A 19,860-nucleotide genomic window follows, 5' to 3' on the forward strand; every position below is an offset into this window, starting at 1 on the left:
AGATCAGCAGCGAACGGCAGGACATGAAGCCGAGACCGCTCGCATCGATCACGATCGACCACCAGGCCGCTCGCGATCGCGCCGCCGAACTCGGCACCGGAAAACGCCCGCACACTCAGCTGGAGGACGCGCCGCCACCGCGGCGCAGCGCGCCACGACCGAAGTCGCCGCCGGTCGAAGGCTCCGCGGCGATCGAGATCGTGGTCGATCGCGCCATGTCGCAGCTCGGCGTCACCTACGCGTGGGGTGGCGGCGACGAGGACGGGCCGACCCGCGGCATCCGGGACGGCGGCGTCGCCGACAGTTACGGGGACTTCGAGAAGGTCGGCTTCGACTGCTCGGGGTTGATGGTCTACGCGTTCGCGGGCGTCGGGGTCTCGCTGCCGCACTACAGCGGCTACCAATACAACGCGGGCACCCGGGTGCCCGTCGGCGATCGGGAGCGCGGCGACATGCTGTTCTGGGGTCCGAACGGCAGCCAGCACGTGGCGCTGTATCTCGGCGACGGGAAGATGGTGGAGGCGCCGGAATCCGGCGACGTGGTGAAGGTGTCCCCGGTCCGCGAGGGCGGCATCATGCCGTTCGCGGTCCGCGTCGTCTCCTGATATCGGACATTCCGGGTGCCCCGCCCGGCCGGGGGACCGCGGAAATTCCCATTCTGTCGGGTCCGGTTGCGGCACAGGCGGTGATTACCTGGAATAGTTGTGGCAGCACGCACAGGACCAAGGCGAAAGCGGGGATGTTGGTGACTTCGACGGACGGTGTGAGCGGAGCGAACTCGGCGAAGGATGCGCCGGTTTCCACGCCCAGCACCCTCGAGCGTGACGTCCAGACCCTGGAGAAGGCGATCTACGAGGTCAAGCGGGTGATCGTGGGCCAGGATCGCCTGGTCGAACGACTGCTCGTGGGCGTGCTCGCACGTGGTCACGTTCTGCTCGAAGGTGTTCCCGGCATCGCGAAGACCCTCGCCGTGGAGACCTTCGCCAGGGTGGTCGGCGGCTCGTTCGCCCGCGTGCAGTTCACGCCCGACCTGGTGCCCACCGACCTCATCGGTACCCGCATCTACCGGCAGGGCCGCGAGGAGTTCGACACCGAACTCGGCCCGGTCGTCGCCAACTTCGTGCTCGCCGACGAGATCAACCGCGCGCCCGCCAAGGTGCAGTCGGCGCTGCTCGAGGTGATGGCCGAGCGGCACGTGTCGATCGGCGGCAAGACCTACCCGATGCCCGACCCGTTCCTGGTCATGGCGACGCAGAACCCGATCGAGAGCGAGGGCGTGTACCCGCTGCCCGAAGCGCAGCGCGACCGCTTCCTGTTCAAGGTCGTCGTCGACTACCCCTCCGTGGAGGAGGAGCGCGAGATCATCTACCGGATGGGCGTCACCCCGCCGGAGGCGAGCCGGATCCTGGAGCCGGAGGATCTGATCCGCCTGCAGAAGGTCGCGGCCAACACCTTCGTGCACCACGCCCTGGTCGACTACGTGGTCCGGGTGATCGCGGCGACCCGCAAACCGGCCGATTTCGGCATGCAGGACGTGGCCAGCTGGATCTCCTACGGCGCGTCGCCGCGCGCCAGCCTCGGCATCATCGCCGCGGCCCGCGCCGTCGCGCTCATCCGCGGCCGCGATTACGTGGTGCCGCAGGACGTCGTCGAAGTCATCCCGGACGTGTTGCGCCATCGCCTGGTGCTGTCCTACGACGCGCTCGCCGACGAGATCAGCCCGGAGGACGTCATCAAGCGCGTTCTGCAGACCGTCGGCCTGCCACAGGTCGCCCCGCAGGCCGTCGCGCCCGGCGTGCCCGCCGCGCCGCCGCAGGGCGCCCCGCAGCAGATTCCCCAGCCGCCGTCGCCGCAGCAGGCCGTGCCCCAGCCGCCCAACGGGCAGCAGTCGCAGCCCGCGGGCACCGTTCCGCCGAAGTGACCTCGGCATCGGATCGGATCGCGCCAGTGCCGACGTCGCCGTCCCACGCACCGCCGTCCTTCCACGCTGGGGAGTTGACCGACCCCAGGCTCACGGTCGCGCTCAAGACCCTCGAACTCACCGTGCGCCGCAGGCTCGACGGCGTGCTGCACGGCGATCACCTCGGTCTCATCCCCGGCCCCGGCTCCGAGCCGGGTGAGGCACGCGCCTACCAGCCGGGCGACGACGTGCGCCAGATGGATTGGTCGGTCACCGCCCGCACCACTCATCCGCACGTGCGGCAGATGATCGCCGACCGGGAGCTGGAGACCTGGATGGTGGTCGATCTCTCGGCCAGCCTCGACTTCGGCACCGCCGCCTGCCAGAAGCGTGATCTCGCCATCGCCGCCGCGGCCGCCATCACCCATCTGACCAGTGGCGGCGGCAACCGGATCGGTGCGGTCGTCGCCACCGGCGAACGGTTGACCCGCATCCCGGCGCGCGGCGGGCGCGTCCACGCCCAGTCGCTGCTGCGCGGCATCGCCACCACACCGCACGCGCGCGACGGCGTACGCGGCGACCTGCGCGGCGGCATCGAATCGCTGCGCCGTCCGCAGCGCAAACGCGGACTCGCGGTGATCATCAGCGACTTCCTGGGTGACATCGATTGGCAGCGCTCGCTGCGCGCGATCTCGGCCAGGCACGATCTGCTCGCGGTCGAGGTGCTCGACCCGCGCGACCTCTCGCTGCCGGACATGGGCGACGTCGTGCTGCACGACCCGGAGACCGGGCGCACCCGCGAGTTCAGCGTGACCCCCACGCTGCGCGCCGATTTCGCGGCTGCCGCGCAGCGGCACCGGCAGCAGGTCGAACAAGCCCTGCGCGGCTGTGGCGCTCCGGTGCTCACCTTGCGAACCGATCGGGACTGGATCGCCGACGTGGTCCGGTTCGTGTCCACCCGGCGCCACAGCTTCGGCGCCCCGACCGGGCGGGTGCCACGCCAGTGAGTATTTCGCATTTCACCGCACAGATCTGGCTGGGATTCCTCGTCGTCATCGCGCTGATCGCGCTCGGCTACGTCCTGGTGCAGCGCAACCGGCGCAAGCACATGTTGAAGTTCACCAACATGGCGCTGCTGGAGAAGGTCGCTCCGTCGCGGCCGAGCGCGTTCCGGCACGTGGCCGTCGCGCTCCTGCTCGTCGGCCTGGTGTTCCTCACCGTCGCCGCCGCCGGACCGACCGCGGTCAAGAAGGTGCCGCGCAACCGCGCGACCGTCATGCTGGTGATGGACGTGTCGCTGTCGATGGAGGCGACCGACGTGGCCCCGAGCCGCATCCAGGTCGCCAAGAAGGCGGGCAAGGAGTTCGTCGACGGACTGCCCGAGGGCGTGAACATCGGCTTCGTCACCTTCGCGGGCACCGCCTCGGTGATGGTCTCGCCCACGACGAACCACGAATCGGTCAAAGCCGCGATCGACAATGTGCGGCTGGCCGAGCGCACCGCTACCGGTGAAGGCATTCTGACCGCGCTGCAGGCGATCGAGACGCTCGCCACGGTGCTCGGTGGCGCCCAGGAGCCACCGCCGGCCCGGATCGTGCTGATGTCGGACGGTAAGCAGACCGTTCCGGATTTCAAGGACGTCGACAACCCCCGGCACGAGTACGTCGCCGCCCGGCTCGCCAAGAGCAAAAACGTCCCCATCTCGACCATTTCCTTCGGCACTCGCTGGGGCGTCGTCGAGATCCCCCGGGAGGACGGCAGCAAGGACCAGGTACGCGTCGAGGTGGACGACGACGCCATGCGCGAGATAGCGCGACTGTCCAGCGGGGAGTTCTACACCGCGTCGTCCTTGCAGGAGTTGACCAAGGTGTACGACACCTTGGAGCAACAGATCGGGTACGAGCTGACCAGAGGCGACGCCAGTCGTCCGTGGCTGCTGCTCGGACTGGTGGTCGTCGCGGCGGGAGTGGTGATCGGTCTGGTGTATCGCCAGCGTTTGCCTTAGCGCTACGAACAGCAAGGCGCGCAGGCGATTACACGGGCCGTAGCCGGGGAAGTGTGTTACCGTGCCCAGGACGGGCGGTAAGGGAGTGCCGCCCTCCATTTGGGGAGGAATCATGCGAATTTCCGCAATTTTCACGGCGATCGCGTTCGCCGCGCTGGCCTTTGTCGTGGCTCCGCTTCCGGAGGCATCCGCGGCGGGCTGTCCGGCCGGGAGTCTGTGTCAGTACTCCGGAGCGGGCTTTTCCGGTACGGCCAAGGTGGTCACGCTCAACACCAAGAACTTCCGGAACTACTGCGGACCGGCGGGAGATCCGAGCACCAGATCGGTGATCAACAACACGAACGTCGAGTTGCTGTTCAGCTCCGGTTCCAACTGTGGCGGCGGACAACCGTACCGCTACGTGGGGCCGGGTAAGCAGGTGGAGGATCTGGGGTTCGACGCGCTGTCCGTGACTTGGTGCCCCAGCTGCTGAGCAGTCCCTCGTGCGTCGGTCGCCGAGGGTGAGTGAAAGCGGCACATCGATCGAATGCCGACCGGCCGGTGGTGTCCTGCGCACCACCGGCCGGCCCGCGTGATCGGGCTTCGTTTCGTGCTGTCGTTGTGGCGTTTCACGAACGCGGCCGGGCTCGGATGGCGGTCGGACGAACGTGGCGGCCCGGTCGTTGCCTGCCGATTCGACCAGGTAGGTTGAACCCCATGTCGAACATCACATCCCGGTCGGTCCTGGTGACCGGCGGAAACCGCGGCATCGGACTCGCGGTCGCGCAGCGTCTGCTTGCCGACGGTCACAAGGTGGCCGTCACGCATCGTGGCTCGGGGGTGCCGGACGGCCTGTTCGGTGTGAAATGCGATGTGACCGACAGCGAGTCGGTGGACGGCGCCTTCGCCGAGGTGGAGGCGCACCAGGGTCCGGTCGAGGTGCTGGTGGCCAACGCGGGCATCACCGACGACACGCTGCTCATGCGGATGAACGAGGAGCAGTTCACCCGGGTGCTCGACGCCAATCTGACCGGTGCGTTCCGGTGCGCCAAGCGCGCGAACCGCGCCATGCTGCGCGCGCGCTGGGGCCGGATGATCTTCCTCGGCTCGGTGGTCGGCATGAGCGGCCAAGCCGGTCAGATCAACTACGCCTCCTCCAAGGCCGGTGTGATCGGTCTGGCCCGTTCGATCACCCGCGAGCTCGGCTCGCGCTCGATCACCGCGAATGTCGTCGCCCCGGGTTTCATCGAGACCGACATGACCGCCGACCTGCCCGAGGACATGCGCGACATGGCCAAGAAGTTCATCCCCTTGCAGCGGCTCGGCCAGCCGGAGGACATCGCGGCGGTGGTCAGCTTCCTGGCTTCCGAGGACTCCGCCTACGTCTCCGGCGCCGTCATCCCGGTGGACGGCGGCATGGGCATGGGCCACTGACCACACCGAACGCGTAGCGCGGCCGGTCCAGGCCGCCCGCAGCCAACCCCACATTCGATTTTCAGGAGAACCGAGAACTCATGGGCGGACTGCTCGAAGGCAAGACCATCCTGGTCACGGGCATCATCACCGACTCGTCGATCGCGTTCCACGCGGCGGCCGTCGCGCAGGAGCAGGGCGCGAAGGTGCTCATCACCGGCATCCCGGAGCGGTTGCGGCTGATCGACCGGATCGCCAAGCGCCTGCCCCAGGAGGTCCCGCCGGCCATCGGGCTCGACGTGACCAGCGAAGAGGATCTCGCCGGCCTGGCCGACAAGCTGCGGGAACTGGCTCCGCAGGGGATCGACGGGGTGCTGCACTCGATCGCGTTCGCGCCACGCACCCTCATGGGGCCGGAGGCTCGGCCGTTCCTCGACGGCCCGGGCCCGGATGCCGCCAAGGCGTTCGAGATCTCGGCGTGGAGCTACGCGTCGCTGTCGCGCGCGGTGCTGCCGGTGATGAACGAGGGCGGCTCGATCGTCGGCATGGACTTCGATCCGCGCACCGCGATGCCGTTCTACAACTGGATGGGCGTGGCGAAGGCCGCGCTGGAGTCGGTGAACCGATACGTCGCACGCGAGGTGGGCGCGGCCAAAAAGATCCGGTCCAACCTCATCGCCGCCGGGCCGATCAAGACGCTGGCCGCCAAGGCGATCGCGGGCACCGCGACCGACGACGCCGCCAAGCTCAATCAGCTCAACGTCTACTGGGACGGCGCCTCGCCGATCGGCTGGGACGTCGACGACCCCACGGTGGTGGCGAAGTCGATTGTGGCGCTGCTGTCGGACTGGTTGCCGGGCACCACCGGTTCGATCATCTACGTCGACGGCGGAGCCAGCCACAACACCTGGTTCCCGGAGAACATGGCGATCAACTGAGCCGATCGGATGGGAGACACCGTGGTTCGAACCGCCGACGCGCTGCTGCTGCTGTCCTTCGGCGGTCCGGAGCGTCCCGAAGACGTGATGCCGTTCCTGGAGAACGTCACCCGGGGCAGGGGAGTGCCGCGTGAGCGCCTGGAAGCGGTCGCCGAGCACTATCTGCACTTCGGCGGTGTCTCGCCGATCAACGCGCTCAATCGCGACATCATCACGGCGGTCGAGGCCGAACTGGCCGCCGCGGGTATCGAGTTGCCGGTGTACTTCGGTAACCGGAACTGGCATCCCATGGTGGAGGACACCGTCGGGCGGATGGCCGCCGACGGTGTCGGCTCCGCACTGGTCTTCCCGACTTCGGCGTGGGGCGGCTATTCCGGATGCCTGCAGTACCACGAGGACATCGCCCGGGCGCGTGCGGTCTTCGGTGCGGGCGCGCCGGAACTGCTGAAGCTGCGTCAGTACTTCGATCACCCGCTGTTGATCGAGGCGTTCGCCGATGCCATTCGCGCGGCGCGCGATCGGCTCCCGGCCGGGCAGCGCGCCGCGGCGCGGCTGGTGTTCACCGCGCATTCCATTCCGGTGTCGGCCGATGCCGCCGCGGGTCCGCCTGCCGACGGCGGTCGGCTGTACAGCCGTCAGGTCGCCGACGCGGCTCGATTGTGCGCGGCGGCAACCGGTTTCACCGATTACGACCTCGTCTGGCAGTCGCGTTCGGGTCCGCCGCAGGTGCCGTGGCTGGAACCGGACATCGTCGACCACCTGGACGATCTCGCGGCCAAGGGAGTCGAGGCCGTGGTCGTCTGTCCGGTGGGCTTCGTCTCCGACCATCTCGAAGTCATCTGGGATCTGGACAACGAGGCCGCGCAGAAAGCCGCCGAACTCGGTATGGGCTTCGCGCGGGCCGCGACGCCGGGAAGCGATCCGCGCTTCGCGAAGCTGGTCGTCGAACTGGTGTCCGAGCAGTTGCGCGGAGCCGAACCCCGGCGGCTCGGTGCGGTGCCCGGCTACGGCTGCACGAGCGACGGCGCGCCGTGCGCCGTCGGCTGCTGTGCGGTCACGCGCCGTCCCACTGCTGGGAATTGAGGAGGAGGGGTCGCGGATAGCATCGCCTGCGACCGATCGCCGAATCCGACTTTCCGGGGGGTACCTCTAGATGACCTATGCCGACATGCTGACCAACGCCGCCGTGCTCGATCCGCACGCCTGGTCCGATACGAAGGTATGGACCGTGGCGCTCGACGTCACCGAGGCCAGGCGCCGCGGTCGCAGCGGTCGCGGCGGCGGTTTCTCGATCGGCGGTCTGCTGCTGTGCGTCGGGGTCGTCGCCGTGGTCATCGGGCTGGTGATCTGGCTGAGCAAGCGGAACAAGGCGAACCAGTCCCAGCAGCAGTATCCGCAACAGCAGTACCCCCAGCAGTATCTTCCGCAGCAGAACCACCAGGGACAGGCGCAGTATCCGGCCCCGCAATACCAGCAGCCCTATCCGCCGCAGGGGCAACAGCAGTATCAGCAGTATCCGCCGCAGCACCAGTACCCGTCACAGCAGCCGCCGTACCCGCCGCAGCAGTGAAGCTCGCCGACCCTGGGACTCAGAAGCCCGGGCCGGTCAGGCGGGTGTAGACAGTGGGGAAGCCGGGGCGGGCCGCGCCGACGCCCCAGGATGTGAGACCGGCGAGCCGCCCATCGATGAGAAGCGGTCCGCCGCTGTCGTACTGGGCGGTGTCCGCGGTGGGAGTGCCCGCACAGAGCATGGTGTACGGATCGAAGGCCGGACCGTAGGCGGTGGTGCACTCACCATCGGTGGCCAGCGGGACGTTCGCCGCGCGCAATCGAGTATTGGCTTCGTCGGTTTCGGAGGTCGCGCCCCAGCCCAGGATGGTCGCGGTGCCCGAAGCCGGTGCGGCGACCGCGATCGTCGGACCGGGCTGCGGTTCGTCCAGGATGAGGATCGCCACGTCGTTGTGATACGCGGTCGTCATGTCGAGAACGGTTGCACCGAAACCCGGATCAATGCGAATGTCCTTGACGTGCAGAGTTTTTCCGTCGTGCTCGCGGAGGTCGTCGCGGCCGAAGGTGACGGTGAGCGTTTGGGTCAGCGTCTGGGCCAGGGCCACGCAGTGCGCCGTCGTGATCACCTGGTCCGGCGCGACGAGCGCGCCGCCGCAGAACTGCCCGGACGCGCGGGTGAGGAACAACGGCGTGCCGATGGCCGCCAGCCACGGATACTCCGCTGTCGTCGCGTCGGCGCCGCCCACGATCGCCGAGGCCGGGGCGTGCAGGGTGAGACCGCACAGAACAGTCGCGATGGTGGCGGCGGCCATGCGGCAACGACGGGAAAAACGCATCTCACACCGCCCCCGGCATGATGTCAGCGGCTTCCGCGCGCGGAGGCGTGCACGGCGACCAGGCGCGCGGCGCGGATCGCGTCCCACAGCGGCCGCAGCAGCGATTCCTGCGCACCGATCGCGCTGGCGGAGGTGGGCGCGGAAGCGGGCTCCCGCTGCGCCACCGTGAGGATGGCCGCGACATGATCGGCGGTGTCGAGAATGCGCCTGGCGCGCAGGGGAATCGACTCGGGATAGTCGTGCCGCGAATAGTCGGCCAGTTCGGCTTCGATGAGCTCGCGGGGATCGGAGTCGAGCGCGCCCAGGGATGTGGTGTGCAGTTTCATCAGCGCGTCGGCGGCATCGCGAACCGCTTCGCGCATCGCGTATTCGGCTTCACCGAGAGACATGTCGGGACCGGGCGCCGAGGGGATGGGCGCACTGTAGACGGTCCACTGCAGCGTGTCGTCCTCGGCCCAGCGCGGGATGAGGCCGGTGCCCTCGGTGCCGGGTACGCCGATCAGCATGCCCTCGCCCGCCTCGATCGCGTCGGCCGCGAACGCCGTGCCCGCGGGGACGCCGCGGATGTCTCCTGGGACCGGGAGAACCAGTCGCAGTTGCGCGCCGGGCTGCGCCATCGTCTCGCGAATCACCTTGAGCAGGGCCATGACTCCGCTCCCCGGCAGGTTGCCGTGGGCGGACCAGGGTAGGTCGGTGCGGCCGCCGGTGAGCGGATCACCCGCCGCGATGGTGTGCTTCGGCGCCCACGCGTGCAAGGCCGCCAAAACGTCGTCGGGCGCACTGCAGCCGGCCAGCCAGGAGCTCGCCCACACCGTCAGCGTCGCACTTGGAGAGCACATAATTATCGAGCATAAAGGGTGGGCGCTACCGGTGGGCATCCATACGCAAGGGCATCGGTGAGCAGCACGGAAACCGCGGGCGCCGCGCTGCCCGCGACGAGCGAGTCCGTGCGGATACCGTCCGGCATCGGAGTGGGGCGCCCATCCTCCGCCGTCGTCAGTCCGGCTCGGTGACGAAATCTATGAGTCGCTCGACCGCGCCGATGAGCGGCGTCTCCAGGTCGCGGAAGGAGGACACCGCCTCGTACACCTTCCGCCAGCCGTCCTGCGGGGAGCCCCAGCGCAGGCGTCGGCAGACGCCGGTCTTCCAATCCTCGTCGCGCGGCACCCGCGGCCACTCCGCGATGCCGAGGGTGGCCGGGCGCACGGCTTGCCAGACGTCGACGAACGGGTGCCCGGTCACCAGAACGTGTGGCCCGAGCCCAGTGGTCAGCTGGGTCTCCTTCGATCCGGTCACCAGGTGGTCGACCAGCACGCCGACTCGCCTGCCCGGGCCGGGCCGGAAGTCCGCCAGCCGAGCGGCCAGATTGTCCAAGCCTTCCAACTGCTCGACGACCACGCCCTCGACCCGCAGATCGTGGCCCCACACCCGCTCGACCAGCGCTGCGTCGTGCACGCCCTCCACCCAGATCCGGCTGCCGCGGGCGACCCGGGCGCGCAGGCCCTCCACCCTGGTGGAGCCGGAGGCCGAGCGGTTCGGCGTCCGCGGCGCGGCGGCCCGCGGCCGCACCAGCGTCACCGGCTCGCCGTCGATGAGGAACGCCGCCTCGCGCAGCGCGAACAGGCGCACCGTGCCGCGAGCGTCCTCCAGGTTCACGAACTCGCCGTCGTAGCTGCGATCGAATCCGACCACCGCGCCGCAGAATCCGCTGGCGGCATCCTCGACCACGAGGTCGCGTTCCGCGGAGACCGTCGGCACCGCCCTTTTCTTCGATCGAGGATGTCCGGAGAAGATGTCGCCGTACTTGTCACGCCCGCTCACCTGCCTGAAGCTAGCACCGCCGCTATGGCTTTCGGCGGACCAGGGGCACCGCGCGTCCACGCGTGGAATTCATCGGGAGTACTCGTCGATGACGCGCCCGAGATCATGATCCGCGCACTACAGTGGTCGTGTGGCCGCAATTTTTTGGCTGGTCGCGGGCATTCTGCTCGCGGCGGCGGAGATGCTCACCGGCGACTTCACCTTGCTGATGCTCGGTGTCGCCGCGCTGGGCACCGCGGGTGTCAGCGCGGCGGCGGATACCTCCGTCGTGGCCGACGCCGTCGTCTTCGCGGTGATCTCGGCGGTGCTGTTGCTCGGTGTGCGCCCGATCATCCGGCGTCGCTTCGGAACTCCTCCGCCCACGCCGACGAACGTGGACGCCCTGCCGGGCAAGACCGCTCTGGTGCTCGAGCAGGTGGCGGCGCACTCCGGCCAGGTGAAACTGAACGGCGAGGTGTGGACCGCGCGGCCGATGGACACGACCGAAGTCTATGAACCGGGTACGACCGTTTATGTCATGAAGATCGACGGCGCGACCGCCGTCGTCTGGAAGGGGCCTTGATGGCTGTACTGATCGTTGCCGCCGTCCTCATCTTGCTGGTCGTGGTGGTGGTCTTCAAGTCGATCGCGCTGGTGCCGCAGGCCGAGGCCGCGGTGATCGAGCGGCTGGGCCGGTATTCGCGGACGGTTTCCGGCCAGCTCACGTTCCTCGTGCCGTTCGCCGACCGCGTCCGCGCCAAGGTGGATCTGCGGGAGCGGGTGGTGTCGTTCCCGCCGCAGCCGGTGATCACTGAGGACAACCTCACCCTGCACATCGACACGGTGGTCTATTTCCAGGTGACCAGCCCGCAGGCGGCGGTGTACGAGATCAGCAACTACATCGCCGCTGTCGAGCAGTTGACCGTCACCACACTGCGCAACGTCGTCGGCGGCATGACGCTCGAACAGACACTCACCTCCCGCGACTCGATCAACGGCCAGCTGCGCGGTGTGCTGGACGAGGCGACCGGGCGCTGGGGACTGCGCGTCGCGCGGGTCGAGCTGAAGAGCATCGATCCACCGCCGTCGATCCAGGAGTCGATGGAGAAGCAGATGAAGGCCGATCGCGAGAAGCGCGCCATGATCCTCACCGCGGAGGGACAGCGCGAATCGCAGATCAAGACGGCCGAGGGCTCGAAGCAGGCGCAGATCCTGTCCGCCGAGGGCGCCAAGCAGTCGGCGATCCTGTCGGCCGAAGGCGAACGGCAGAGCCGCATCCTGCGGGCACAAGGTGAGCGCGCCGCCTCCTACCTGCAGGCGCAAGGCCAGGCCAAGGCCATCGAAAAGGTCTTCGCCGCCATCAAATCCGGCAAGCCGACACCGGAATTGCTTGCCTACCAGTACATGCAGACGCTGCCCATGGTCGCGCGCGGTGACGCCAACAAGGTATGGCTGGTACCCAGCGATTTCGGCAAGGCGCTGGAGGGGTTCGCGAAGAGCTTCGGTACGCAGGGCGAGGACGGTGTGTTCCGGTACGAGCCGCCCGCCTCCGACGGCGCGGAAGCAAAGCCCGAGGACGACTCCGATGTCGCGGACTGGTTCGACACCGCGCCCGACCCGACCATCGAGCGCGCCGTGCGGGCCGCCGAGGCCACGGCGCGGACCCCGGTCGAGGGGCTGACCCCGACACCGCCCCCGCCGACGTTCGAACCTTCGCCGCACCAGCCGGTCATCCCTCCGCATGAGGCTTTCCCGGCTCAGCAGCAGCCGCCGCAGCAACCTCCGGCCCAGCGCCCGGACGACCCGCACGGCCGTCCTTGGCAGCCGCCGGAGAACTTCACGAAATAACATCGCGCCCGCGCCGCCCCGGACTCCGCCCGAGTTCGGGGCGGTCGCGTCGGCGCGGCCGAATCACTCAGCCGGGCAGCCCGGCGGCGCGGATCGCCGGGACCACGACGTCGGCGATGCCGCGCATGCCCTGCGGGTTGAGGTGGTAGGGCAGCAGCGTCTCGGTGGCGAGGACGGGCTCCATCCAGCGGACGCCGACGGGCGCGCACGCGTCCCTGCCCTCCGAGGCGGCGCTGGTGTCCACATAGATCGCGCCGTGCGCGGTGGCGACGCGGGACACCACGGAATTCAGATGATCGAAGGCGGCTTGGATGGGCGCGGCGTCGGACGGGCGGAGACCGACCAGCGCCGGGCAGCCGCCGTCGCGCACGTAGCGCGGCCAGCCGTCGACGACGATCAGCGCGCGCGGCGCCCGAGCCGAGATCTGTTGCAATGCGGCCGCGTAAGGCGCCGCGATCGCATCGATGTCGACGCCCCAGTCCGGACCGGCGCAGGTACCGGCCCCGGAGATGCCGTACACGTGGCAGGCGACGATGTGTTCGGCCATCAACGCGTCGTTGGCGCCGATGTGCACGGTGACCAACCTGGTGGCGGGGCCGAGCGGATCGAATTGGGGCGGAATGCCCGGCTGCTGCGGGGCGGTGAGGTCCGCGATGAGGGCGGAGTTGCAGGTGCGGTCGTCGATCCGCAGGCCCAGGTCCCAGGCGACCAGTTGCGGTGTGTTCGCCGTCGAGCGAAGACATCGGAACGGGGCCGAGATGTCGAAATTCCGCACGCCCGTGGTGGCCGCCCCGGAATCGCCCACGGCGACGTATTCGGCCCCGCCGCCGGAGGGCTCGGCCGCAGCGGGGGAAGTGGCGCCCAGGGCGATCAGACAGACGGTGACCGCTGTGGCCCGCGCAAGATTCGTCATGTCGTTTCTGTCCGTCCATTCGTCGGCGCGCTCACGAAACATGTACGTCTCTCTGTGCCGAACGCTACTCGCCGGAGGCGCGCCCGCGGGCGGAATCGGGTGGCAGACTGCGAGGTATGACGACAGCTGGATGGGCCGATGTGGACAGGTACCTGGTGGAGACAGTCGTGGCGGATCCCGATTCCGACGCGGCGCTGCAGGCGAACAAGGCGGCCGGCCTGCCCGCGATCGACGTGTCACCGCCGCAGGGAAAGTTTCTCCATCTACTGGCCAGGACGGTCGGCGCGCGACGCGTGCTGGAGATCGGCACGCTCGGCGGATACAGCACGATCTGGCTGGCCCGCGCGGTCGGACCCAAGGGGCGGGTGGTCACGCTCGAGTTCGCCGCCCGGCACGCCGAGGTGGCGCGGGCGAATCTGGACCGTGCGGGCGTCGGCGACCGAGTGGAGATCCGGGTCGGCGCCGCGCTGGACAGCCTGCCCGTGCTCGCGGAGGAGGATCCGGAACCGTTCGACTTGGTCTTCATCGACGCCGACAAGGTGAACAACGCGAATTACGTGCTGTGGGCGCTGCGGCTGACCCGGCCGGGCTCGGTGATCATCGTCGACAACGTCGTGCGCGGCGGCAAGATCGCCGACGAGCGATCCGAGGACCCGAACGCGCAGGCCAGTCGCGAACTCGTCGAATTGCTCACCGCCGAACCGAGCCTGGACGCGACCGTGGTGCAGACCGTCGGTGCGAAGGGCTGGGACGGCTTCGCCTATGCCGTGGTGAACGGCGACGACGTCGAGTGAACCAGCTCGGTCATGGCTCCAGCACCACTTTGCCGGTCGTCCCGCGCGTTTCCAGCGCGCGGTGCGCGGCGGCCGCGTCGGCGAGCGCGAAGCGCTGGATCCCGGGTCGCAGCCGTCCGGCGATCGCCTCGGCCATGGCGTGGTTCTCCAAGACGCGCAGATCGCCGCCCGCGCGCGCCAGCATCGGCGGACCGATCACCGTCTCGGAGGTGATACCCCGTTCGGCCAGTTCTGCGGCGGAGAGCCGGACCGGCTCTTCGTCGTTCGATTTGCCGGACCAGCCATAGACCAGATGTTGCCCGCCCGCTGCGAGCAGATCGATTCCGGCGCGGGCGACCGCGCCGCCCACCGAGTCGAACAGCACGTGCGCCCCGCGGTCGCCGATCCGAGCGCGGACCCGGTCCGGCCAATCCGGCAACAGATAGTCGACCGCCAGGTCGGCGCCGTTGCGTCGCACCCGATCGACCTTCGCGGAGCCACCGGCCAACCCGATCACCGTGGCTCCGGCATTCTTCGCGAATTGCACCAGCAGCGTGCCGATACCGCCCGCCGCGGCTGTCACCAGGACGACACTGCCGGGCTTCAACTCGGTGAACTGCAGGATGCCCATGGTCGTTCGCCCGGTGCCGATCATCGCCACCGCCTCCGCCGCATCGAGGTTCGCCGGAATCTCGTGCAGCCGCGCCGTGTCCGTCACGGCGAATTCGGCGTAACCGCCGGGCACCGGGCCGAGATGGGCCACCACCTGCGCGCCCAGCAGGCCCGCATCCACATCGGCGCCCACACGGTCCACTGTGCCCGCGACTTCGCGTCCGGGGATGGTCGGCAACTGCGGCAGGGGAAACGGCCCGGGCTCGCCCTTGCGCAGGGCGGTATCGACCAGGTGCACACCGGCCGCCGCAACCGCGATGCGGACTTCGCCGGGGCCCGGCACCGGATCGGGAACGATTTCGTAGCGCAAGTTCTCGGCCGGGCCGAAGGCGTGGAGGCGGATGGCGTGCACGGTGGCTCCTGTTCGTTGGCGACGCCGGTCAGCCTCCAGCATCAAGTTAGGTTGAGGTCAACCGGTCGCGCCGAGCAGCTCTGGCCTCGAAGCCGTCGCAGAGCGCGTCGAGCCCGTCGTAGAGCAGTTCCTCCTGGGTCAGGTCGCGTACACCGCTGCCGGCGAGATCGGCCAAGGCGGAGGGGACCGGTCCCTGTGCCGTGCCGTGCAGCAGCGTCCGCAGCCCGTTGTCGCCCGCGGGATCCATGCCTTTGCGCGCCATCAGCTCGGCGCTGATCTCGGGCAGCGTCGCGCCGGAGATGTAGTTCCAGACGGTGAAGGACATGCCGGTCGCCTCGCGGGTGGACACGCCGAGTTCCAGGAACCCGTCGACCAACCAGGCCAGGCAGGCCAAGCTCTGCGGTCCGAAGCTGTAGCGCGGAGTGGCGAAGGTGAGCAGCACCCACGGATGTTGCCGGTACAGGGCCCAGTCGACCTGGGCGGCGATGCGGACCCGGTCGCGCCAGGTCCACCCCTGTCCCTCGGGGGAGGGGTACGGGTTGCGCCGGGCCACTTCGTCGGTCATCAGCGCGAGCAGTTCGTCTTTGTTGGCGACGTGGCGATATAGCGACATGGCTCCCACCCCGAGCCGGTCGGCGATGCGCCGCATGGACAGCGCGTCCAAGCCTTCGGTGTCGGCGAGCTCGATCGCGGTGTCGATGATGGCGGCGCGGTGCAGCATGCGTACACTGTACCCGGAGTCATGCGTACGACGTACGCGTCATGGAGAGGATGTTCGGTGATGACAGACGTGCAGCCGGTCCGGACCGAGCCGGCCACGACGGGCTCGCGGCGGGCCTGGCTGGGCTTGGCGGTTCTGCTGCTGCCGGTGCTGCTGGTTTCGATGGACATGTCGGTGCTGTTCCTCGCGCTGCCGACGCTGACTCTCGATCTGGATCCGTCCGCGGACCAGCAACTGTGGATTCTGGACATCTACGGCTTCCTGATCGCGGGCCTGCTGATCACCATGGGCAATCTCGGCGACCGGATCGGGCGGCGCAACATCCTGCTGACGGGCGCCGCGGTCTTCGGTATCGCGTCGGTGATCGCGGCGTTCGCGCCCAGCGCGGGCGTGCTGATCGCGGCGCGGGCGCTGATGGGCATCGGCGGCGCGACGTTGCTGCCGTCCAGCCTGGCGCTGATCTCGAGCCTGTTCCCGGACGCGCGGGAGCGAGCGGCCGCGATCGGCGTCTGGACGGCGTTCTTCGCGGGCGGTTCGGCTGTCGGGCCGATCATCGGGGGCATGCTGCTGCACCAGTTCTGGTGGGGCTCGGTGTTCCTCATCAACATCCCGGTGCTGCTGGTGCTGCTCGCGTTCGGCCCGTTCGTGCTGCCGGAGCACCGGGCGGGAGTGCGGGGACCGCTGGATCTGCCGAGTGTCGTCCTGTCGATCGGCGGCATCCTGCCGGTGGTGTACGGGATCAAACACGCCGCCACCAAGGGCATCGATGTGCAAGCGATCGTCGTGGCGCTGGTCGGCGCGGTGATCCTGACCGTGTTCGTGTGCAGGCAGCGACAGTTGCGTGAGCCTCTGCTCGATCTGCGGCTGTTCACCAGGCCCCAGTTCTCGGTGGCGATCGGCGCCAGCCTGACCGGCATGATGTCGCTGGCCGGCCTCAGTTATCTGACCAGCATCTATCTGCAGTCGGTGACCGGGCGCACGCCGCTGGCGGCGGCGCTGCTCGGCATCCCCATGGCGGTCGCGGTCTTCGTCTGCTCGATGGGCGGCGCCCGGGTCGGGCATCGCTTCGGCGCCCGCGCGACCTTCGTGTTCGCCTTGCTCGCCTCCGCGGCGGGCAACCTGATGCTGCTCGGTGTCGGCGCGCACGACGGACTCGGCTGGTACCTGGCCGGTTCCACGATCGCCGGAATCGGCTATGGTCTGGCCTTCACGCTGGTGTCGGAGGTCTCGGTGTCCTCGGTGCCGCCGGAGCGGGCCGGGTCGGCGGTAGGTATCTCGGAAACCAGCTTCGAACTCGGCAATGCGCTGGGTCTCGCGCTGCTCGGTTCGCTCGCGGCGCTCATCTTCCGGTCCGGGGGCGACTACGCGGCGACGCTCGGCGAGACCATCCAGCAGGCCGGCGGGAACGCGGCGCTGATCGAGGCGGCGCGCGGATCCTTCGTCGACGGCATGCACATCGCGGTGGCCGTCGGCGCGACGGTGCTCACGGCGATGGCGCTGATCGCCCGCTTCGCCTCTCCGCGTTCGCGCTGAGTCGTGCGGTCGGGATCAGTGGCCGAAGACGGAAGTCACGATCTCGGCCGCCCAGCGGTTCATCGGCCGGACGATCGCGCCGTGCACCCAACGGACCGGGCGCACCACCACAGCGAGCCAGACGACGGCGCAGGCGGCGAACACCGGGCGCAGCACGTAGCGGTACCGCGCGCGGCACGGCAGCACCACGAGCACACCCACGATGAGCGTGGCCACACGCCACCCGTAGCGCGCGGTCACGCGCACCGCTTTCCAGAGCGGGTGCAGCACCCAACGCCACAATTGCGACAGGGGCCAGACGATCAGCCACTTGACGGTCTGGTGGCAGACCCAGGCGATGGCATACGCGATCGGATACCCGACCCAGCGCAGCAACCAGGCCCCTGCGGGACGAATCACTTTGCGCCACAGGAAGACCTCCACCGCCCGCCGCAGTGGTCGCAGCAGGTGTTCCAGCAGGAGCGACAACAGCGGCGTGAGCACCAAGCCCCACAGCAGATGCTGCACCACCCAGCCCCACAGGAAATCCTTCACGACGATCCACGCGGGCCGCAGCACCCAGTGCCGGATCAGCTCGGCCGCCGGGACCAGCAGATGTCGCGCGATGTACCCGAGCGCCGCCGCCGTGGCGCGGCACAGAACCAGAACGCCCTCCCACAGCAGGCGGATCGGGAGCAGCACCAGGATCGCGATCGCGCGCGCGATCCACTGTGCGGCAGATACTCGCGTGTCCGGCGTCGACACCTCGTCCCCCCTCGGTAGATGCACCAGGCGTCGCCCTGGTGAAGAAAACTGTGCGCCCGCAACATTCGAACACATGATCGCCGCAAGGTGCGTGAGTAGAAATGCTCGAGTCGCGCACCGGCGCGCCTCCCACGAGTCGAACACCGTTCGTGGGTGGTCACGCCCACGACGAGCCGGTGCGTCACCAGGGAGGAATTCATCGCCGCTCGTGCCAGGGCACGCGGGATCGCCGCACGCGCGCGACGCCGGCCACCCGGTCCACCATCGCACTCGGCGGGCACTGCTGGCTCAGCTCGGCACACTGGACGATGACCCTCGGCGACGCGCCCACCCTCGACCTCTACAGCGATTTCCTGGTCCGGCGCGCCGAGGGTGAGCTGAGCATCGCCGCCTACCTCACCCGCCAGGACCTGTCGTGGCTCGTGCGGGACATGTCCGGCGCGGACCGGAACCTCCGCGAAACGACCGGGACATCCATCCGACACGCCGGGACATAGGATCGACGGATGCGCGAATCCGCTGCGATCGGTCCGGCCGCGTCCGGTCTCACGACGGTGCTCGCGCTCGCCGACTCACGGCTGCCGATCGGCGGCCACGTGCATTCCGGCGGTGTGGAAGAAGCCGTCGCGTCCGGCTTGGTCCGCGACGTCGTGACGGTCGAGCTGTATCTGCGCCGCCGCATCCGGACCTCGGGGCTGGTGACCGCGTCGCTGGCCGCGGCGGTGTGCGCGGGCGAACTGGACCCGGCGCGGGCCGAAGCGGAAGCCGACGCGCGCACGCCCGCACCCGCGGCGCGGGCCGCGTCCCGTGCCCAGGGCCGCGGTCTATTGCGCCTGGCGAAACAGCTGTGGCCCCGGCACGATTGGTCGCCGCTCGCCACGACACCGCATCTGTCCACGGTCTTCGGAATGGTCGGCGCGGCCGCCGCGGTGCCGCCCCGGGAGATCGCCGGTGTGGTCGTCTACACGACCCTCACCGGCGCCGCCACCGCGGCCCAGCGTCTGCTGGCCCTGGACCCCGCCGCCATCGCCGCGTGCACGGTCCGGTTGGCCGACCTGTGCGATCGCGTCGCCGCCGAGGCCGTGACCGGTCTTGCCGCGATGTCGGACCCACTGCAGGACGTGCTCGCCGAGCGGCATCGGCAGCGGGAAATGCCCCTGTTCGCGAGTTGACGCCCCGAAAGAAGGAGACCGCGCCATGCCCCCGCATCTGATCGACGGCGAGCCGCACGACTATGGGCACGAGCGGCCCAAACGGGCCCGCACGCCCGGGGAGGCGCTGCGCATCGGTATCGGCGGCCCGGTCGGTTCGGGCAAGACCGCACTGGTGGCCGCGCTGTGCAGGCAGCTGCGCGACGAGCTGTCGCTGGCGGTACTGACCAACGACATCTACACCACCGAGGACGCCGACTTCCTGCGCAGGCACGCGGTCCTGCCGGACGAACGGATCACCGCCGTGCAGACCGGCGGCTGCCCGCACACCGCCATTCGTGACGACATCACCGCCAATCTCGACGCGATCGATGATCTGGTCGCCGCCAATCCGCCGCTGGACCTGATCCTGGTGGAATCGGGCGGCGACAACCTGACCGCGACCTTCTCCTCCGGCCTGATCGACGTGCAGATCTTCGTGGTGGACGTGGCGGGTGGCGACAAAGTGCCGCGCAAAGGTGGTCCCGGCGTGACGTTCTCGGATCTGCTCGTGGTCAACAAGACCGATCTGGCGCCGTTGGTCGGCGCGGACCTCGGTGTGATGGAGCGTGATGCGGCGCGGGTGCGTGCGGACCGGCCGACAGTGCTCGTCTCGCTCACCGAGGATCCCGCGGCGACGCCGGTGCTGGCCTGGGTACGCGAGCAATTGCGCGCGGTCGCCGAGCAGGACCGGGCGGGCGCCGGCGAATCCGCCGCCGCGCACTGAGTGCCGC

At 69.2% G+C, this 19,860-nt stretch carries 23 protein-coding genes; 16 read left to right on the forward strand and 7 right to left on the reverse strand.

All coding sequences use genetic code 11. The features are described 5' to 3' along the window. From ACWEH3_RS30750 to ACWEH3_RS30790, 9 genes are all read left to right on the forward strand, one after another. Positions 1-605: NlpC/P60 family protein (locus ACWEH3_RS30750; protein WP_452358436.1), on the forward strand; the 605-nt coding region annotated here is incomplete at its 5' end. Positions 606-739: 134 nt separating this feature from the next. Beyond that, complete coding sequence (locus tag ACWEH3_RS30755) at positions 740-1,921, forward strand: AAA family ATPase (protein ID WP_450014923.1); 1,182 nt, start codon at positions 740-742, stop codon at positions 1,919-1,921. Positions 1,922-1,947: 26 nt separating this feature from the next. Beyond that, on the forward strand, positions 1,948-2,907 hold the full coding sequence (locus ACWEH3_RS30760) for a DUF58 domain-containing protein (protein ID WP_450014922.1): 960 nt from the start codon (positions 1,948-1,950) through the stop codon (positions 2,905-2,907). Beyond that, complete coding sequence (locus ACWEH3_RS30765; RefSeq protein WP_355070881.1) at positions 2,904-3,905, forward strand: VWA domain-containing protein; 1,002 nt, start codon at positions 2,904-2,906, stop codon at positions 3,903-3,905. The genes ACWEH3_RS30760 and ACWEH3_RS30765 overlap by 4 nt, the downstream gene beginning before the upstream one ends. Before the next feature lie 112 nt (positions 3,906-4,017). Then, entirely contained in the window at positions 4,018-4,377 is a 360-nt protein-coding gene (locus ACWEH3_RS30770; RefSeq protein ID WP_450014921.1) for a peptidase inhibitor family I36 protein, read from the forward strand. 224 nt (positions 4,378-4,601) lie between these two features. After that, positions 4,602-5,318 (forward strand): 3-oxoacyl-ACP reductase FabG1, encoded by a 717-nt coding sequence (fabG1, locus tag ACWEH3_RS30775; protein ID WP_355070885.1) that lies wholly within the window; start codon positions 4,602-4,604, stop codon positions 5,316-5,318. A gap of 80 nt (positions 5,319-5,398) precedes the next feature. Beyond that, entirely contained in the window at positions 5,399-6,235 is an 837-nt protein-coding gene (inhA, locus tag ACWEH3_RS30780; RefSeq protein ID WP_355070887.1) for an NADH-dependent enoyl-ACP reductase InhA, read from the forward strand. A 21-nt stretch (positions 6,236-6,256) separates the two neighbouring features. Continuing rightward, complete coding sequence (locus tag ACWEH3_RS30785; protein ID WP_450014920.1) at positions 6,257-7,318, forward strand: ferrochelatase; 1,062 nt, start codon at positions 6,257-6,259, stop codon at positions 7,316-7,318. Positions 7,319-7,388: 70 nt separating this feature from the next. Beyond that, positions 7,389-7,805 carry a hypothetical protein gene (locus ACWEH3_RS30790; protein WP_450014919.1) on the forward strand — a complete coding sequence of 139 codons (417 nt, stop codon included), beginning with the start codon at positions 7,389-7,391 and terminating at the stop codon, positions 7,803-7,805. A gap of 19 nt (positions 7,806-7,824) precedes the next feature. On the opposite strand, the gene ACWEH3_RS30795 is transcribed toward ACWEH3_RS30790, so the two are convergent. The 3 genes from ACWEH3_RS30795 to ACWEH3_RS30805 all read right to left on the reverse strand — a co-directional run bounded on the left by ACWEH3_RS30795 (position 7,825) and on the right by ACWEH3_RS30805 (position 10,401). Next, positions 7,825-8,556 carry a S1 family peptidase gene (locus ACWEH3_RS30795; protein WP_452358437.1) on the reverse strand — a complete coding sequence of 244 codons (732 nt, stop codon included), beginning with the start codon at positions 8,554-8,556 and terminating at the stop codon, positions 7,825-7,827. Positions 8,557-8,603: 47 nt separating this feature from the next. After that, complete coding sequence (locus ACWEH3_RS30800) at positions 8,604-9,419, reverse strand: hypothetical protein (RefSeq protein ID WP_450014917.1); 816 nt, start codon at positions 9,417-9,419, stop codon at positions 8,604-8,606. 157 nt (positions 9,420-9,576) lie between these two features. Then, positions 9,577-10,401 carry a DUF3097 domain-containing protein gene (locus ACWEH3_RS30805; protein ID WP_450014916.1) on the reverse strand — a complete coding sequence of 275 codons (825 nt, stop codon included), beginning with the start codon at positions 10,399-10,401 and terminating at the stop codon, positions 9,577-9,579. A 130-nt stretch (positions 10,402-10,531) separates the two neighbouring features. Here ACWEH3_RS30805 and ACWEH3_RS30810 point away from each other — a divergent pair, with 130 nt between their 5' ends. Beyond that, complete coding sequence (locus ACWEH3_RS30810; protein WP_067801674.1) at positions 10,532-10,963, forward strand: NfeD family protein; 432 nt, start codon at positions 10,532-10,534, stop codon at positions 10,961-10,963. Continuing rightward, positions 10,963-12,228 (forward strand): SPFH domain-containing protein, encoded by a 1,266-nt coding sequence (locus tag ACWEH3_RS30815; protein WP_450014915.1) that lies wholly within the window; start codon positions 10,963-10,965, stop codon positions 12,226-12,228. Before ACWEH3_RS30810 ends, ACWEH3_RS30815 begins: the two co-directional genes overlap by 1 nt. Before the next feature lie 67 nt (positions 12,229-12,295). Here ACWEH3_RS30815 and ACWEH3_RS30820 read toward each other — a convergent pair whose 3' ends face one another. Further along, complete coding sequence (locus ACWEH3_RS30820; RefSeq protein WP_450014914.1) at positions 12,296-13,141, reverse strand: SGNH/GDSL hydrolase family protein; 846 nt, start codon at positions 13,139-13,141, stop codon at positions 12,296-12,298. Between the two features lie 116 nt (positions 13,142-13,257). On the opposite strand from ACWEH3_RS30820, the gene ACWEH3_RS30825 reads away from it, so the two are divergent. Beyond that, entirely contained in the window at positions 13,258-13,935 is a 678-nt protein-coding gene (locus ACWEH3_RS30825) for an O-methyltransferase (RefSeq protein ID WP_450014913.1), read from the forward strand. A 10-nt stretch (positions 13,936-13,945) separates the two neighbouring features. Here the strand turns inward: ACWEH3_RS30825 and ACWEH3_RS30830 are convergent, their stop codons facing one another. After that, a complete protein-coding gene (locus ACWEH3_RS30830) occupies positions 13,946-14,938 on the reverse strand; it encodes a zinc-binding dehydrogenase (protein ID WP_450014912.1) in 993 nt (330 codons plus the stop codon). A gap of 46 nt (positions 14,939-14,984) precedes the next feature. Then, on the reverse strand, positions 14,985-15,659 hold the full coding sequence (locus ACWEH3_RS30835) for a TetR/AcrR family transcriptional regulator (RefSeq protein ID WP_450014911.1): 675 nt from the start codon (positions 15,657-15,659) through the stop codon (positions 14,985-14,987). 60 nt (positions 15,660-15,719) lie between these two features. Here ACWEH3_RS30835 and ACWEH3_RS30840 point away from each other — a divergent pair, with 60 nt between their 5' ends. Beyond that, positions 15,720-17,192: an MFS transporter gene (locus ACWEH3_RS30840; protein WP_450014910.1), complete on the forward strand. Its 1,473-nt coding sequence runs from the start codon at positions 15,720-15,722 to the stop codon at positions 17,190-17,192. Between the two features lie 15 nt (positions 17,193-17,207). On the opposite strand, the gene ACWEH3_RS30845 is transcribed toward ACWEH3_RS30840, so the two are convergent. Continuing rightward, positions 17,208-17,960 carry a hypothetical protein gene (locus ACWEH3_RS30845; RefSeq protein WP_452358438.1) on the reverse strand — a complete coding sequence of 251 codons (753 nt, stop codon included), beginning with the start codon at positions 17,958-17,960 and terminating at the stop codon, positions 17,208-17,210. Between the two features lie 77 nt (positions 17,961-18,037). On the opposite strand from ACWEH3_RS30845, the gene ACWEH3_RS30850 reads away from it, so the two are divergent. From ACWEH3_RS30850 to ureG, 3 genes are read left to right on the forward strand one after another with little or no spacing between them, the layout of a single operon-like run. Then, positions 18,038-18,433: a hypothetical protein gene (locus ACWEH3_RS30850; protein WP_450014908.1), complete on the forward strand. Its 396-nt coding sequence runs from the start codon at positions 18,038-18,040 to the stop codon at positions 18,431-18,433. A gap of 9 nt (positions 18,434-18,442) precedes the next feature. Continuing rightward, entirely contained in the window at positions 18,443-19,108 is a 666-nt protein-coding gene (locus ACWEH3_RS30855; RefSeq protein ID WP_450014907.1) for an urease accessory protein UreF, read from the forward strand. 25 nt (positions 19,109-19,133) lie between these two features. Continuing rightward, a complete protein-coding gene (gene ureG / locus ACWEH3_RS30860; protein ID WP_450014906.1) occupies positions 19,134-19,853 on the forward strand; it encodes an urease accessory protein UreG in 720 nt (239 codons plus the stop codon). The last annotated feature ends 7 nt before the right edge of the window (positions 19,854-19,860 follow it).

Source organism: Nocardia sp. NPDC004718 (assembly GCF_053601535.1).